The sequence below is a fragment of the Streptomyces agglomeratus genome, assembly GCF_001746415.1.
In the GTDB taxonomy this organism is placed as follows: domain Bacteria; phylum Actinomycetota; class Actinomycetes; order Streptomycetales; family Streptomycetaceae; genus Streptomyces; species Streptomyces agglomeratus.
Map to the genome: position 1 here is coordinate 7900396 of NZ_MEHJ01000001.1, position 16461 is coordinate 7916856.

Sequence of the window (16461 nt, forward strand, 5' to 3'; positions counted from 1 at the left end):
TTAAGCCCTGCTCGCCTTGACTACAGGTGCACGAGAATCTTGACCTCCTCGTCCTTGTGCTCCATGAGCCTGCGCAGCCCCTCCGGCACGATGTCCTCGACTGCGATCCTGCGGGTGATGAAGGGGGTGAGGTCGATTTTGCCCTCGCGGACCAGGCGGATCACGTTCGGGTGGTCGTGCGCGTACCCCATGCTGCCCTGGATCTTGATCTCCTTGAACAGCAGCGGTCCGGTGTCCAGGGTGGGGTGTTTCGAGAAGAGGGCGATGACCTGGAGCATGCCGCCCGTCTTGAGGGCATGTAGCAGGGCGTCGAAGACCGGCTGGACGCCCGCGCACTCGAAGCCGACGTCGGCGCCCCTGCCTCCGGTGATCTCCATCGTCCTGGCGACGACATCGTCCTGAGCAGGGTCGAGGACGTGGTCGGCCACACCGGAGTCCTTCGCCTTCTCCTTGCGCTTCTGGCTCATCTCGCTGACGATCACTGTCGCGCCCAGCGCCTTGAGGACGGCGGAGGTGAACAGGCCGATCGGACCGGCACCCCCGACGAGGGCCACGTCGCCGTCCCCGGCGCCGGAGAGCCGGACCCCGTGGGCCGCCACCGCCAGCGGTTCGATGAGGGCCGCCTGGTCCAGCGGCATGTCACCGACGGGGTGCACGAACCGCTCCTCCACGACGATGCGCTCGGACAGCCCGCCGCCGCGGCCGGAGAGCCCGATGAAGCCCATCTTCTCGCAGAGGTTGTACCGGCCGTCCCGGCAGGCGAAGCACTCACCGCAGACGATCAGCGGCTCCACGACGACGGAGTCGCCGGGCGAGAGGCCCTCCACACCCTCGCCTACCTCCTTGACCACCCCGGAGAACTCATGCCCGAACACCAGCGGGGGCTCCTCACCGGACAGCGGGTGGGGGTTGCCAGCCGTCGGCATCGGGTTCATCGGCCCCTCGAAGTAGACGTGCAGGTCGGAACCGCAGATCCCGGTCCAGGCCGGTGCGATCTTCACCGCTCCGGGCCGCACCTGGGGCTCCGGGACGTCATCGATCCGGAGGTCCTCTTTGCCGTAGTAACGCGCAGCCTTCATGCCATGCCTCGTTTCCTGGCGACACGGGCTTCTCGACGCGGCCCGCGACTGCGATGGAAATCCCCGCCCGCAGCACACTGCACCCCGCAATCCAGGCTATGTCCGCCCGACAAGGGATGCACCTGGACTGGCTAGGCAGGGCGTCTCGGAAAGCTACGCCGCCACCAGAAGGTTCGACCACTCCGCGATTCGAGAGGTGCTGGTGCGCTTGCCCGCGCACGCTGCGCGCGCCGACAAGGAGTGCGGACTCGCCGAGGGTAAGGAGATGACACTCGGGTTGATCACTTCACCGCTGATGTGCACCGGTCCCATCGCCCGCCACGGAAGGACTGCAGGACAGGTGCTGCCGAGCGGGGGAGCGGCGGTCATCGGCGCCCGGGACGCGGCGCGAGCGTTGACGATGTCGGCGATGGCGATGGCGATGGCGGTCACGTCGAGCAGGAAGGCAGGCGATCCAAGCGGCGTCACTGTGTCCGGCCCCAGGCGGAGCCGAGAATGTCGCTGATCACGAAAGGCTGAGCAGTCTTGGGTCGATGGCGCGCCGCAGCCGTGTGTCGCCCCCTCCCCACGACTGAAGTGGCGGCATCCCTTGCGGTTGTGGACACGAAGGCTCCTGGACGAGAACTCGGCTCGGGTTGCACCTTGCCGGTTTGCGGCGATCGTGGAGTCATGCGGCTGGAAACCCAGAACCGGGTTACAACTCAGCGTGGCACGCCGTGATCTTCGCGTCCGCCTGGATCCGTTCGCATCACTCGATCGCCACGCTCCATGTGCGCATCGAGCGGCAGTACGCGAACGCTCCGGCGATGGCGGGGCCCAGCGGGACTGTCCCGAGGAGCTCGGGGAGCACTACCCAGGGCTGCCCCCTTCGCAGCAGAGGCACCAACCACTACGGGGGAACGGGCGCGAGCGTCCTCCCCATCGGACCGCCCGGTGAGCCACGATGCAGCAAGATCCATACTGTTTCGGGCAGCCGTCTCATGCAGCTTTGGCAGCCGGCGAGCCCGACAGGTTACTGCCGATCGAGGACCACGGGGTGCCCGTCGACAGGCGCCTGGCCCCAGCAGAACTGGAGCAGGCGCTGCTGGTAGCGGTCTGGTCAGTTGAAGACCATGCCACCATCGACCAGGATCCAATACCGTTACTGACTTCAGCTCTTTAGGGTGAATCGTTGCGAAGTCCCTGTTGAACGTGGGTGGGTGGCTGTATCCGTGGTGTGTGAGATATGCGGATGGGGGCGGGCTGACTCCTACGGGACGTCGGCGTCGGGAGTCGGTACGGATGCAGGCGGCTGAACTGTTCGAGCAGGAGATCAATCCGTCGGAGGTCGCACGGCGGCTACGGGTGAGCGTGAAGTCGGCTTACCAGTGGCATCAGTTGTGGCGGGACGGCGGTGTTCCGGCTCTGGCCTCCCGCGGTCCGAGCGGCTCAAGGTGCCGCCTGTCCCCGCGGTGCCTGGAGAAGCTGGCCGCATACCTGGAGCAGGGTCCGGCTGCGCATGGCTGGGTGGAGGACCAGGTGTGGACCGCGTCGAGGGTGGCCACGCTGATCGGCCGGAAGTTCCACGTTTCGTACAGCGTCTCGGGCGCCACCCGGTTGATGCACCGGCTCGGTTTCAGCCCGCAGGTCCCCGCCCGGCGGGTCGCCGAGCGCGACGAGAGGGCCGTGAGCGTGTGGCGGGAGGTGACCTGGGCGGAGGTAAAAGGGCCCGGGCGGCCTGCGGGGGCTACGTCTGCTTCGAGGACGAAGCCGGGTTCACCCGCAGGCCGCCCCGTGGACGGACCTGGGGCCGACGCGGGATCACCCCGGTCGTGACCGTCAGCGGCCGGCGTTCGGGACGGCTGTCGGTGGCCGGCCTGATCGCGATGCGGCCAGGCTCCCGGACCCGGCTGTGCCACCGCCTGCGCACCCACCCCGCCGGCAAAGGCGCACGTCGCAGCATGGGCGAGCGGGACTTCATCGCGCTGGTCGACGGAGTCCACCAGCTCGTCCGGGCACCGATCGTGCTGGTCTGGGATCGCCTGAACACCCACGTCTCCCGCAGGATGCGAGAACTCGTCGCCGAGCGTGAGTGGCTGACCGTGTTCCTGCTGCCCGCCTACTCACCCGACCTGAACCCCGTCGAAGGCGTGTGGGCCCACGTCAAACGCAGCCTGGCCAACCTTGCCGTCATGGCCCTTGACCAGCTCGAAGCCCTCGTCCGCAACCGCCTCAAACGCCTGCAATACCGTCCCCATACCCTCGACGGCTTCATAGCCGGCACCGGCCTGACCCTCGAGACAGCCGCACCCTGACAAGCCGAAGTCAGTAGTTTAACTGGGTGGTGGGATGAGTTGAGGGGCTCGGGATGGGGCTCGGGTGCTGCGGTCCTCGGGTTTCTTGATTCGGTAGCGCGAGATGATGCGTTTGACCCTTCGCGGGTTGGACCGGGGGCGTCTCGGCGGTGTGAGGTTGGCCAGGAGTTCGTCCAGGGCGAGAGCCAGGGCATGGTCAGGCCGAGGGGGGAAATGCCGCCGGCGGCATCATCGTGATGCGGCGGGCGACGCGCAGGCAGGTCATGAACGACAGGCGGTCGGGGTCGAGGTTTTTACTGTTGGCCCGGGCGGCCTCGAGCATGTGGACGCGCAGTGCGTAGTGCACGAGCAGGTGGCCCCAGAGCTGCTGGTGCACGCCGTCGGGTGTCTTGCTGGCCAGGACCTCTCCGGCTCCGATCTGCTGTGCCTTCAGTTCCTTGAACGTCGTCTCGATTTCCCAGCGTTCGGTGTAGAGGGCTGCGGACTGGGCGCCCGAGGCCGACCAGACCCGCCACAAGTCGACTCCCGGATAGCCCCGGTCGGCCAGGACCAGCATCTCCGGACCCATCGAGCGGGCCAGGTCCTTGGCCGCGGTGGTCTCGTGCGTGCTGTACTCGGTGATCGCCGCGTCCACGATGATATGGGTGCCGCATTCCACCAGTCCCACGATCCGGGCCTGGGGGAACGCGGCCCGCTTGTAGGGTCGTTTCCCGGGCTTGGGACGTCCGCCGTGCCGGCCGAACGTTTCGTCGTTGGCCGGGGTATCGGCAATGTCGACGCAGGTGCCGTCCACCGCCATCAGACGCAGCCCGCGCCAGAACGCCCACGTGTCCGACGGCTCGGCCAGCGGCACCACCGAGCGGGCGAACAACTCCCGAAACGGCTCCCAGCTCAGGCGCCGACGCGCCAGGAAGATTGACGACTTGGCCGGCTCCCGCCACGCCCCCATCAGGCCGACCTGGCGAAGCCCGAAGGTCATCTTGCGCATGACTTCCAAATACGGGTCCGGGGAGAACAGTGCCAGCCCGAGCACGAAGTACAGCACCAGTCGGGCCGGCAACAGCCTGGACCGCTGCTCGGACCGCCCGCATGCCGCGATCGCCCGATCGACCTCCGCCGCCGGATACACCCGCGCCAACAACCCCACACTCACGACATCGCGAGCCCCCGGCACCACACTCTCCCCGTGCCTGATGAACCATCACAGTGACATCAAGAGCACCTTAAACTAACGGTATTGGACCAGGATCGACTGTCCTGTGATGTAGTCGGAGTCGGAGTCGGGACCGGACAGGAACGAGACGACAGCTGCCACATCCTGCGGTTCGGACAGACGGCCGAGCGTGATGTCCTGGGTGAACTGTCGCCAGCCCCATTCCGGTCAGCGATCTGAGCCCCCAAGCTGCCCCTGCCCGGCGGCGCTGCCGGTATCGGCAAGCACCTCCCACAGCCTCCGCTTTACCGAGATGAAGGGTGGCGCGCTCACACGGCAGAAGAGCCTGCCTCCAGCGTCGTGGTGCTCACCCTGATCCCTGCGGCCTGCGTAGCGAGCGCTGGTTGCTACCGGTGAGCGTGAGCTACAAGGCGTCTCGCCCAGCGCGATCCCGCTGTCGGCGTACACCTGAAAGGTCAGGTGTACGCCGACACCTGTTGGGGCTGCTGTTTCACGACTCGCCCCATGCTGGCTGGTAGCACAGGCGGGCTTGCCTGCCACAGAGGAAGGCCGACCCGCCGGTCCGCGCATCAGACATCTGTCAGGGAAAGATCTTGATCGAGCTGTGCCAGTTCAGCTCGAGGGGTTGCTGGATGGCGATGTGCAGGAATCCCATCGCCTCCAGCTCCCGGGCTCTGCGCAGGGGGCCTACGTCGAACGGGCGCATCGAGCCGGAGCGGACAAGCTCAGCGATCTTGTCCTTGGCGGCGGAGTCGTCCCCGGCGATCAGTACGTCGAGCGGGAAGTCATGGCCCTCGCCTGTCGTCAGCAGGTCGGCAAAGGTGGTGTTGAACGCTTTGACGACCTTCACGTCCGTGCCGACGATCTGCTGGATCTCCTCGGCAGCCGAGCTGTCCGGGGGTGTCACCCGCCCATCCATGGTCGAGACGTCGATGGGATTGCAGATATCGACCAGGACCTGCCCGGCCAGTGAGGCCCCGGAAGATCTCGCAACTTCCAATGCCCCCTCGTACCACAGTGCGAGCACGGTGACATCGGCCGCCTCCGGCGAAGCGGCCCAGTCGCACTCGCCGTCCGGAAACCGCTGCTTGAGCTCCTCGGCCACTGCCCGGGCAGGGTCGGAGTCGGGGTGGACCAGGCACACGCCATGGCCGCCGGCAAGGGCACGGGTGGCGATGGCGCGGCCCATTTTGCCGGGGCCCACAATGTTGATCTTCACAGCTGCTGCCTTCCGGTCTGACGGAACGTACGACGCCGTCGTGTCCATCGGCTCTGCCCATGGGCAGAGCCGGCCCGGAGCGAAGTGCCGCGTCAGGCAGGACGCCGAAGGGCGCAGATGCATCCCTATCCCGAGGCCCGATGGCTGTGCGGGGAGGACGGCCGCAGTCACCCGGATGCCGGACACGAGACGGGATGCTCATACCGCGGAGGCTGTGGAACATCGCCTGGCCCCCTGGACGGCACGCCAACTCGCGCTGAGGGGCACCTCCTGTCATCGTCGGTGGCCGTGCGCTGTGCGGGCTACCACCGGCCTTGCTGTGGGCGCGCTCCGGGACAGAGGAAAGAGGAGCCGGACGCCGGTCGAGGCCAACGCGATGCCAGTGACACCGTGACCGAACCGGACCCGGCCCTTCGCGGGCTGGCAAGCCGCATGGCCTGCTAGACCACTTGGGATGTTCCGCCTCACCGGGACGACGGCGCGGCTCACGCCTCACCGCGCACCTTCATCACCATCTTGTTGAGCGCCCACAGCCCGATTCCGATGGCCAGCAGCACGCCCGCCCGGATGTAGACGTCCGCGGGCCGGTCGGACAGCGGGCTGGCCAGGATCAGGGCGGTGATCGCGCCGAGCACGGGCAGGGCGGTCGGCGTGCGGAAGTGCTTGTGCTCGACGCGGTCGCGGCGCAGGACGAGGACGGTGATGTTGACGACGGTGAAGACGCACAGCAGCAGGAAGGCCGTGGTGTCGCCGAGGCCGGCGATCTCTCCGGTGGAAACCAGGCCGATAGCCAGGAGCGAGACGAAGACGATGCCGACGACCGGGGTGCGGCGCCGGGGGAGGACACGGCCCATGCCGCGGGGCAGGATGCGTTCGTTGGCCATGCCGTAGCACAGGCGGACGCCATCATGATGTTGATCAGGGCCGAGTTCGTGACGGCGAACAGGGCGATCAGCGCGAACAGCTTGGGCGGGAAGTCGATCCCGCCGGCCTTGACGACCTCCAGCAGCGGGCCGCTGGAGTCCTCCAGCACGCGGTAGTCGACGAGCAGCGAGGAGACCAGGGCGACCAGGACGTAGATGGTTCCAGTGACGGCGACACCGATGAAGATGGCGCGCGGGAACGTACGCGCCGGATCCTTGGTCTCCTCCGCCATGTTGACGGAGTCCTCGAAGCCCACGAAGGCGAAGAAGCCAAGGGCTGTCGCGCCCAGCACGCTGGTGATCAGCGCGGAACCGGTGCCCTGCGCCTGGAACTCGCCGAGCCGGCCCGGTTCGCCGTCACCGGTCAGGACCGCCCAGGCGCCGATCGTGAGAATGATGAGCAGGCCGGTCAGCTCGACCAGGGTGAGGACCACGTTGGTCTTCACGGACTCCGACACGCCCCGCAGGTTCAGGGCCGCCAGGGCGAGGATGAACAGGATCGCGACGAGGGTGGACGGCAGGACGTCAGTGAACTCGGCGAGGTAATCGCCGCTGAAGGCGCGGGCCGCCGCGCTCGCCGAGGACAGGCCCGAGCACATGACCATGAAGGCGATGATGAAGGTGAGGAACGGGACCTGGAACGCCTTCTGCGTGTAGAGCGCGGCGCCGGCCGCCTGCGGGTACTTACCGACGAGCTCGACGTACGAGGCTGCGGTCAGGATGGCCACGGCGAACCCGATGACGAACGGCAGCCACAGTGCCCCGCCGACCTTGCCAGCGACCTGACCGGTGGTGGCATAGATCCCGGTACCGAGGATGTCACCGATCACGAACAGCCAATGCTTTGCCGGGGCCGGTGGGCTGCGGGATCTGTGCCGCGGAAACGCCGGCAACGGTCCCATGGCCGGTCACGCTCACCGTCTCCGTTGTGCTGCCGCGGGCTGGCCATCGACGACCGAACAGTACGGCTCGCTCCCCTTCTGATCCGTCTGCCAGCTTTCCGGCCGCGATCTGGAAAACGCGCCGGCAGCGGACAACGACCTCAGCCGCCGCACCGCAGGCGAAAACGACATCACCGCACTTCTGGTTCGCGGGGCCGATTGAACAGGCGCAGCCCGCATCGCATGACACGCGTCTGCGCGATGCCAGGGGAAGCTGCGGCCAAACTGCACCAACTCCGGCGCCAGGTCCAGGGGCGGCACCCGGACCACAGTCTGCGCCCCGGTTGGCGGGCTTGCGCGACAGCTGGGCCAGTCGCCCTTGAGCGCACCGTAAGCGGTGGTACCTGGCGGCGTGCCGTGCGCAGCGGGGTCGGCCATCATGGAGGGGTCCGCCGGTATCCGCGCTCAGCCGGAGCCTCCGAGGAAGGACAACTATGGAGCTCTTCCCGCCGATTCCGCTCGCCGAATGGCGGGACTGCAAGGAGGCGCTGCACCGGTTCGCGCAGGTCGTCGGCAAGATTCGGCTTGCCGCCAGCGTTCGGCGCAACCACTGGTGGAATGTGCCCTTCCACCTCACTGGGCGTGGCATCACCACGCGTCCGATGGGGCAAGCCGACGGTGATCCGTTCACCATCGACTTGGACTTTGTCGGCCACCAGCTGGTGGCCGCTTCGCTGGACGGCACTGAGGTGTCCTTTCCGCTCTACGGCCGCTCGGTGGCGTCCTTCCACCGCGCGACCCTGGACGCTCTGGCCGCGCTGGGTGTTCGGGTGGACATCCCACTCCCCGTCCCGTTCGACCTGCCGGACGCTTCCAGGCCGTTCGCCGAGGACACCGAACACGCTGCCTACGATCCCGTGCAGGCCAACCGCTATTGGCGAGTCCTCAGCCAGGTGGCGCTGATACTGGAGGAATTCGCAGCTGAATTCTCGGGGAAAGCCAGCCCTGTGCATCACTTCTGGCACACCTTCGACATCGCCTACAGTAGGTTCTCCGGACGGCACGCCGAACAGCCGGCCGATGCGGACCCGGTCACCCGCGAGGCGTACTCCCGTGAGGTGATCAGCTTCGGCTTCTGGTTCGGGGATGACGCGTTCCCCGAACCCGCCTTTTACTCCTACACCTCACCTGAACCCCCAGGGCTGGCGGAGGAGCCGCTGGCACCAGGATCCGCCCGGTGGGTGGCGCGCAACGGCAGTCATCTGGCCGTGCTCCGTTACGACGATGCCCGCGCCGAAGCAGACCCCCGCGCCACCGTGCTCGCCTTCTACGAGAGCGCCTACCGGGCCGGAGCCGGGCGCGCCGACTGGGACATGGTCAGGCTGGCCTGCCCTGGAGGGATAACGGACCGGCACCTGGCGGCCCCGCCCGCCTGATCCCGACTCGGCGCGTGCTCGCCCCGGCGCTACGCGGCCACAACTCGCGTACTGACCCGTTCGATGTGCTCGTTCGCCTGTGGGCTTTCAGTGCAGGTGCCGCTGGTCCATGGGGAGCTTGTCCTTGGGGCCAGGCACTGGCTGCGCTTCGGGGTGCGAGGTGGGCGGCATCAGCTTCGGCCCCTCAAAGAACGTCTCGGTCTCGGCATTCCAAAACCAGCTCTCTCCGGGTTCGAAGCTGGTCAAAATGGGGTGCTTGGCATCATGTGCGTGCCTGGTGGCGTGCTGGGAGGGTGAGGAATCGCAGCATCCGATGTGCCCGCAGGCGGCGCAGCGCCGCAAGTGGAACCACCATCCGGGGCCGTCGCCCGCCAAGCACTCCATACACCCCTCCCCGCTCGGCCCCGCGTTGGGATCGATTCCGGGGATGCGCTCGACGTCATCAGACATGACCCCATCGTAACAATTATGCAGATCTGTGCTGCTTTGGCGGGAGAGCAGGGGAGCGACTGCCATATGGCCGCCGGAGTGGACCAGCACGGTGGGTACTTTCCGACTCACCCGGGCGCCGGAGATCTACGGCAGGGCCGGCCGCTCCAGTCGCTGATCCGCCAACTACCGTCACCGTGCAACCATTCCGCCACCGGGTGCTCGCAAGGGCAATGCGCAAGGCCGCAGTTGTGTTGACGAGCCAGGACACGTGACGCGATCGTCTGATGAGAACGCTTGGCTGGGAGGGCGTTCGCGAGGGGAAGGCCGTCATCACCCGGGGCCGGACACCCGAGCGGGCCGCTCATTGCTCAAGCACTGCTCATTCTCGCGGGGCTCGCGATTCGTTCGGGCCGGGTTCTGCGTGGCGCTGAGCGATGTCAGCGACGATTTGGCGGAACTTCTTCTCGGTCAAGGGGTAGGTCACCATGAGGGCGATCGCGGGGATGATGACCAGGGCCGGGACGGCCCCGGCCGCAATCCTGATCGAGGTGATAGCGCCGTCACTCTGGGTGGCGGCACCGGATTCGTAGCCTCCGAGGCCGATGATGTAGGCCGCGGCGGCAGCCCCGATGGCCTGCCCGAACTTGCGGCTGAGGGAGAGGACCGAGTACGTCGCGCCTTCGGCGCGCACGCCGGTTTTCCATTCGCCGTACTCGACGGTGTCGGCGACGAGCGCCCAGATCAGGGTGTTGATGGCGCCGATCCCGATGCCGAGGATGCCGAATCCGACGATGGCGATCGCGGGATTGGATCCTGGCGCGACGGCGGTGACGATGCCGCCCAGCACGGCGATGGTTCCGCTCGCGACGTAGGCGGTCCGCTTTCCGACCTTGCTCACCATGGTCGGGATGAGCAGGGTGGCCAGGAGCATGCCGACAACCTGTACGGCGACAAGAATGACGTAGAGGCCGGCGTCGTCGAGCACGTACCGGGCGTAGTAGATGGCGGTGGTCTCCAGGGCGAACATGCCGCACAGGAACAGCACGCTGGACAGGCCCAGGCGGAGCAGTGGCTTGTTCTGTTTCACGGTGTCCCACGCCTGGCGCAGGCTGACTTTCTCGTCGTCGCGCTGGACCTGCTCCTTGGCGGTGGAGAAGGTGAACACGTACAGCGCCATCCCGATCACCACCAGGCCCAGGGTGAGGATCGTCAGGGATTGCTGGAGGTCGTCGGAGTTCGCGATCTGCCGTGAGACGACGACCGCGAGCAGCAGGATGACCACGTTCGTGGCGAGGACCCGGGCGCTGGAGAGTTTGGAGCGTTCGTCGGGATCCTGGGTCATGGCGGTGGACAGGGAGCCGTAGGGGATGTTGACCAGACCGTAGGCGAAGGAGAACAGCGCGTAGGAGATGTAGGCGTACACGAGTGCGCCGCCCTCGCTCAGTCCGCCCGGCACGGAGAAGAGCGCGACGAGCAGCAGCAGCAGCGGCAGCGAGGCGAACAGCAGGTAGGGGCGGTATTTGCCCCACCGGGTGGAGGTGCGATCGACGATGCGGCCGGCGATAACGTCGCCGATCCCGTCCCAGGCACGCACGACCAGAAACAGTGTTCCCGCGGTGGTGGCGGAGATCCCCACGACGTCGGTGTAGTAGAGGAGCAGGAACATCGAGGCCATCGAGAAGGCCAGGTTGTTCGCGAAGTCGCCGGCTCCGTATCCGACGTACTGCAGGGGACGCAGCTTGGTGGTCTGCTCGACCCTCGGGCCGGTCATCGGCGTGCTCGCCAGCGTTCGCGCAGCTGCCATGCGCTGGTTTTGGGTCTGCGGTCGCGGGTGAACACGCCTTTCTTGTTGCCGTCGACACGGAGCAGGCCGGGGGCGGTGGCGAAGTCGGCGAAGTTCCAGATCTGCTCGCCGACGACCGCGTCGATGCGGTCGAAGACCCGGTGATACATGGCGAGTACGTCGGCCTGGTAGTCCTCGGTCCACGGGGTGGGTGTGATGGTGCGAAGCCCCAGGAGTGTGTCCGCGCCGTATTCGGTCATAATGATCGGCTTGTCGTGCTTGCGCGTCCAGGCGCGGAGCTCGTCTTCCAGGTTCCGTTCGGCCGCCCCGAGATCCGCCAGGTTCTTGTACCAGCCGTAGTAGCGGTTGAGCAGGAGAACGTCGAACAGGCCGGAGATGACGTCGTTGTCCGGGGTGGCGCTCATGAAGTTGACGAAGGCCAGGGGGCGGGTGGGGTCCAGTCGCCGGGCTTCGTCGACCAGGGGCTCGAAGTAGGAGCGGGAGGCGGTCGTGGTGGACTCCGGCTCGTTGGCGATGCTCCAGATCACCACGCTGGGATGGTTCTTGTCCCGGGCGATCATCTCGGCGAGCGCCTGGCGGTGGACCTCCTGTGTGGCGCTGTTGATGGTGAACGCGGAGAACGTGGTGAACACCGCCTCGGCGAGCGTCGCGCCGAGCTCGGCGTTGAGTCCCACGGCGGGAGTTTCGCCGATGACCACAATGCCGTGCCGGTCCGCGTACTCGAGCACCTCCTCCGCATACGGGTAGTGCGAGGTACGGAACGAGTTCGCGCCGAGCCACTCCATCAGCGCGAAGTCGTGGACCATGAAGGCGTCGTCGTGGCCCTTGCCGCGTACGGGGCTGTCCTCGTGCTTGCCGAAGCCGGTGAAGTAGAACGGCTCCCCGTTGATGAGGAACCGATTTCCCTCGACCGCCACGGTACGTACCCCCACCGGCAGCGCGTACGCGTCGGCCGGTTCTTCTCCGGTGCCCCGCAGTTCGGCATGGAGGCGGTAGAGGTAGCCCTCGCCCGGCCGCCACGGGTGCACATCCTCGACGGTGAGCCCGCCGGTGCTTCCGGTGGCACGCGCGACTTCGGCGCCGTCAGCGTCCCGCAGGACGACGCGGACATCGTGCTCTTCTTGGCCGTCGACTTGGATCTGGTAGTCGACGATTCCGGTCGGTCCGGTCAGTCTGGTGAAGACGGTGATGTCGCTGATGTAGGTGCGGGGTGTGGTGTAGAGCCAGACGTTGCGGTGCAGACCGGCGTAGTTGAAGAAGTCGTGGAAGTAGCGCTGGCGTGGACCGACGGGGGTCTGCTCGACGTAGCCGGGCGGGATCGACTGCCAGGACAGGGTGTTGTCCACGACGACCGTCACCCGGTGCTCGCCGCCCGGTTCGACCAGGTCGGTGAGGTCGGCCTCGAACGGCGTATAGCCGCCCTCGTGTGCTGCGACCTCGTTGTCGTCGACCCAGACCGCGGCCCGGTGGGTCGCGGAGTCGAAACGCAGGACGATCCGCTGGCCCTCCCACCGCCCGGGAATCCGTATCACCCTCTGGTACCAGACGTCGCCCACATGGTCGTGGATGGCCGGGTCCGGGAACAGGTCGTTGTAGCTGGCCGGCACGGGTGCCTCCCGCCTGCCGGGCAGGGGGTGGCGCCACCAGCCGTCGGTCCGGCCGACGCCATCGGTGTCGACGGCGAACCGCCACAGGCCGTTGAGCGATGTGGACTCGCGGGTGGGGGTAGCGCGGGGCCTGAGCATAGGCACTCCTCACGTCGTTGCGTCTGCACTGCGCGTCATGCTGTCGCGTCCGTACTGCGCGGCATGTGAAAGGTGGCCGCCGCGACGATCAGCTCCACGCATGTGTCCACGCTTAAGGCGGTGGCATCGATCATGAGGTGATACAGGGCCGGATCATCGCCGTCGGCGCCGTATGCCCTTCTGACGTACTCCCTCCTGGCCCAGTCATTGGCTTCTACGCGCCGCTCAGCAGTGGCACGATCGACGCCCTCGGCCTCCGCGGCCCGCGCGATGCGGGCCTGCAGCGGCCCGCCCAGGTACACGTGCAGCGCCTGCGGCACCTCGCGCAGCACGATCGCCCCGCCCCGCCCCAGCACCACCCCTCCGGACCGGGCGGCGTCGGCCATGAAGCGACGCATCCGCGCCCGCATCTCGCCCTCTTCCAAAAACCAGCGGTCCTGGGCCGGACCGGCCGTCAGGCTGGGCGCCCTGGCCAGCAGCGACAGCAGCCGTTGCCCGCGACTCAGCGGGCGCTCATCGGCGGCGGCGACGACCTCCTCGGGCGCGCCGGTCTGCGCGGCGACCGACGCGGGGATGGCGCGATCCAGGAAGTCCACGCCGAGCCGCTGTGCCACGTCGGGCCCGATGACGACGCCCCCGGTGCCATACAGCGCGGCGAGCGTCACCACCGGAGGAGGCCGCTTCGGATCCGAACCCGGGGACGCAAGATCAGGCATACTAGGAATTCTTCACAAGCATCAGCAATCCGCTACTTATGCCGCTTTCTGGATTAACTGAACATCTTTGTGCTGTCCGGTGCTGTCGATGCCGTCGTAGCGGGGGTTAGCAATTGATCAAGACCTTGGCGCTGCTCGGTGCGACCGGTGATCTCGCGGGCCGGTTCCTGCTGCCCGCTCTTGCCGCGCTCCGTGCCGCGGACCGGCTTCCCGACGGCTTCCAGGTCGTCGCGGCCGCCCGGGAAGACCTGGACGACCGGTCCTTCCAGCGCACCGCCACAGAGAGACTGGAGCGCCACGCCCCGCATGTGCCGGCCGCGGCCCGCGCGAACCTCGTCCGCTCGCTTCGCTACCGCCCCACCGAGATGACGGACCCCGCGAGCCTCGGCAGTCTGCTGTCCGGCATCCGGCAGCCATGGGCGGCCTACCTGGCCCTGCCTCCCGGTCTGCACACGGCGGTGGTGACCACGCTCGGGAGTACCGGGCTGCCTGCGGGAAGCCGGATCGCGCTGGAGAAACCCTTCGGCGAGAACCTCGACAGCGCCATGGCACTCAACCGGCTCCTCACCCAAGTAACGCGCACCGCCGGGGAGCAGGCCGTGTTCCGGGTCGACCACGTTCTCGGGCTGCCCACGGTCCAGAACCTGCTCGCGCTACGCCTGGCCAACCGGATCCTGGAACCGGTATGGAACAGCCGACACATCGAGCAGATCGACATCCTGTGGGAGGAGGACCTGGGCCTGGAGGGCCGGGCGGGCTACTTCGACCGCTCCGGCACGCTGCGAGACGTGATGCAAAACCACATGCTCCAAATCCTGTCCTTGATCGCGATGGAGCTGCCGACGCGCCTCGACCAACAAGCCCTGCGGGACCGCAAGCTCGACGCCCTGCGCTCCGTGCGCCCTCTGCGCCTCGACGAGGCGGTCACCCGCACCCGCCGCGCCCGCTACGCCGCCGGCCGCCTCCCTGACGCGGAAGGAGGGGCCGGGCGCGCCGTCCCGGCATACCGGAATGAGGACGGCGTCGATGCGGCCCGCGGCACCGAGACCTTCGCCGAGATCGTGCTGGACCTCGACACTGAACGGTGGTCGGGCACCCGTTTCCTGCTCCGGGCCGGCAAGGCGCTGCACCGCCGACGCAAGCAGGTCACAGTCCGCTTCCGGCCGGCCGAGCACCCTTCGTACAGCAGCGCTCCGGCCAACACGCTGCGGATCGGCCTCGACGGCCCCGAGGACATCGCCCTGCACCTGACCGGCGGGGTGTCCCTGAATCCGCCGAGCCCCACGCCGGTGACGCTGGCCGCGCCGCCTCCCTTCGCCGACCTAACGGCCTACGGTCGCGTTCTGCTGGAACTCCTGTCGGGCGGTAGCACGCTCTCCGTCCGCGGAGACGAGGCCGAAGCGGCCTGGCGCGTCATGACGCCCGTACTGACAGCCTGGAACGCGGGAATGGTCCCGCTGGAGGAATACGCCGCAGGAAGCGCGGGCCCGCCCTGAGACGCGGCCAGCACCACCGTTTGTCAACGTCGGCGCCGCCGTCGGCCAGCCAGCCTGCGCCGCAGACGGTGCAACACCGTCCCGCTCGGCAGGCCGGGGAGGTGGAAGTCTTCCGGCGGCGCCATGGCCCGCGGCTTGCCGGCGTCCCGCTGAAGCACCGCGGAAGCTTCCCCGGGGGCGGCGCCGGCGAAGATCATGATGTCGAGGCACAGGAACCGCACGCCGGCCGCCGCTGCTTCCCGCTCCATGGACGGCGCAGGGGCCTCGCCGGCCCGGCGGGCGACGGCGAAGGCACGGTCCACCGCCCGCTGGCGGATCCGGTGACTGCCCAGGTCTGCCGAGAGGTCGGTGATCGCTCCGGCCAGCTCCCGCACCGCCTGCGCGAGCCTGTCCTGACCCGGCAGATCGGCGCTGACAGCGGTGCGCATGAGCATCAGACAACTGGCTCCCAGCAACTGGATCTGGGCGGCCTCCTGGTTCGTCCACGCGGCGGCGGGGCGCCGGTAACGCCAGATCAACGAGTGGCCGGCGACCCGGGCGCCGGCCGGTCCAGCCCTGCCCACCTCAGCGAGGTGTTCCCGCACGCCGGACATGCACCCGATCAGCCCCGCATGCAGTTCCTCGTCGTCCCTGCCGCGCCCGATCGCCTCCGCCGTCAGGCGAAGACCCTCGGCCATGATTGCCAGCGCCGCCCTCTCCGCCCTGCGCACCAGGGCGAGCGGCTCGGGAGGGAACAGAACCTGCGTGAAAACCAGCGCCACCCCGGCACCGATCAGCGCGTCGATCAACCGGTTCACACCAGCCCCGCCGTCGCTGGTGCCGCTGGCAGCGGCGATGGTCAGGATCGCCCCGGCGGCGGCCTGGACGCGCATCAGGCGATTGGCGCCCAGCGCCTGGGCGATGACCAGCGCAACGAACGTGGCCAGCGCCAGGCTGTCCCAGCCGCTTCCGAGGACCACGACCGTGAGTTCTCCGATCACGATGCCAATGCACACCCCGAGGAGCAGCCGCAGGGCGTTGCGGCCCCGCTCACCGCGCCCGAAGTTGAGAGCGACCACTGCGGCGATCGGAGCAAAGAACGGAGCAGCGTGATCGCCGATCCGGACAGCAATCACCCAGGCCACCGTGGCAGCTGCCGTCGCCTGTACCAGCGGCCAGGTCTCGGCGAGCCACGTCCGCAACGCGGCGGCCGTGCGCGAACGGGCCATACGGAGATCTCCTGGTTTAGGCACCATGAGTAAGAAGTAAAAAGAACTATCCGC

The 16461-nt window shown here is 67.8% G+C and carries 12 protein-coding genes and 1 pseudogene; 3 read left to right on the plus strand and 10 right to left on the minus strand.

The genetic code is table 11. The features are described 5' to 3' along the window. Positions 1 to 20: 20 nt before the first annotated feature. Together AS594_RS34700 and AS594_RS34705 are read right to left on the minus strand one after the other, a co-directional pair. Entirely contained in the window at positions 21 to 1079 is a 1059-nt protein-coding gene (locus tag AS594_RS34700; RefSeq protein WP_069774660.1) for a 2,3-butanediol dehydrogenase, read from the minus strand. 153 nt (positions 1080 to 1232) lie between these two features. Then, a complete protein-coding gene (locus tag AS594_RS34705; protein WP_069774658.1) occupies positions 1233 to 1511 on the minus strand; it encodes a hypothetical protein in 279 nt (92 codons plus the stop codon). 786 nt (positions 1512 to 2297) lie between these two features. Here AS594_RS34705 and AS594_RS48080 point away from each other — a divergent pair. After that, a protein-coding gene (locus AS594_RS48080; RefSeq protein WP_420877873.1) for an IS630 family transposase occupies positions 2298 to 3373 on the plus strand; the annotation gives its coding sequence in 2 pieces (ribosomal slippage) (positions 2298 to 2780 and positions 2783 to 3373; 1074 coding nt in all). A 196-nt stretch (positions 3374 to 3569) separates the two neighbouring features. Here AS594_RS48080 and AS594_RS34720 read toward each other — a convergent pair. The 3 genes and pseudogenes from AS594_RS34720 to AS594_RS34730 all read right to left on the minus strand — a co-directional run bounded on the left by AS594_RS34720 (position 3570) and on the right by AS594_RS34730 (position 7591). After that, positions 3570 to 4568, minus strand: coding sequence for an IS4 family transposase (locus AS594_RS34720; RefSeq protein WP_079148807.1), 999 nt, complete (start codon positions 4566 to 4568; stop codon positions 3570 to 3572). A gap of 559 nt (positions 4569 to 5127) precedes the next feature. Beyond that, positions 5128 to 5814 (minus strand): NADPH-dependent F420 reductase, encoded by a 687-nt coding sequence (locus tag AS594_RS34725; RefSeq protein WP_069774591.1) that lies wholly within the window; start codon positions 5812 to 5814, stop codon positions 5128 to 5130. 437 nt (positions 5815 to 6251) lie between these two features. Continuing rightward, positions 6252 to 7591: pseudogene (locus AS594_RS34730) on the minus strand (APC family permease). Between the two features lie 473 nt (positions 7592 to 8064). Between AS594_RS34730 and AS594_RS34735 the strand changes: the two are divergent. After that, the gene (locus tag AS594_RS34735) at positions 8065 to 9006 is read left to right on the plus strand and encodes a DUF5996 family protein (protein WP_069774590.1); all 942 of its coding nucleotides are present in this window, start codon (positions 8065 to 8067) and stop codon (positions 9004 to 9006) included. Positions 9007 to 9093: 87 nt separating this feature from the next. On the opposite strand, the gene AS594_RS34740 is transcribed toward AS594_RS34735, so the two are convergent. From AS594_RS34740 to AS594_RS34755, 4 genes are all read right to left on the minus strand, one after another. Beyond that, entirely contained in the window at positions 9094 to 9456 is a 363-nt protein-coding gene (locus AS594_RS34740) for a UBP-type zinc finger domain-containing protein (protein ID WP_069774635.1), read from the minus strand. A 361-nt stretch (positions 9457 to 9817) separates the two neighbouring features. Beyond that, positions 9818 to 11242: a glycoside-pentoside-hexuronide (GPH):cation symporter gene (locus tag AS594_RS34745; RefSeq protein ID WP_206281734.1), complete on the minus strand. Its 1425-nt coding sequence runs from the start codon at positions 11240 to 11242 to the stop codon at positions 9818 to 9820. Then, the gene (uidA, locus tag AS594_RS34750) at positions 11206 to 12987 is read right to left on the minus strand and encodes a beta-glucuronidase (RefSeq protein WP_069774627.1); all 1782 of its coding nucleotides are present in this window, start codon (positions 12985 to 12987) and stop codon (positions 11206 to 11208) included. Before uidA ends, AS594_RS34745 begins: the two co-directional genes overlap by 37 nt. Before the next feature lie 35 nt (positions 12988 to 13022). Beyond that, positions 13023 to 13655 (minus strand): cytidylate kinase-like family protein, encoded by a 633-nt coding sequence (locus AS594_RS34755; RefSeq protein WP_167368090.1) that lies wholly within the window; start codon positions 13653 to 13655, stop codon positions 13023 to 13025. A 161-nt stretch (positions 13656 to 13816) separates the two neighbouring features. Between AS594_RS34755 and AS594_RS34760 the strand changes: the two genes are divergently transcribed. After that, on the plus strand, positions 13817 to 15199 hold the full coding sequence (locus AS594_RS34760) for a glucose-6-phosphate dehydrogenase (RefSeq protein ID WP_069774622.1): 1383 nt from the start codon (positions 13817 to 13819) through the stop codon (positions 15197 to 15199). Between the two features lie 23 nt (positions 15200 to 15222). On the opposite strand, the gene AS594_RS34765 is transcribed toward AS594_RS34760, so the two are convergent. Continuing rightward, positions 15223 to 16407, minus strand: a complete 1185-nt coding sequence (locus AS594_RS34765; RefSeq protein WP_069774620.1) for an FUSC family protein — start codon at positions 16405 to 16407, stop codon at positions 15223 to 15225. Between the last annotated feature and the right edge of the window lie 54 nt (positions 16408 to 16461).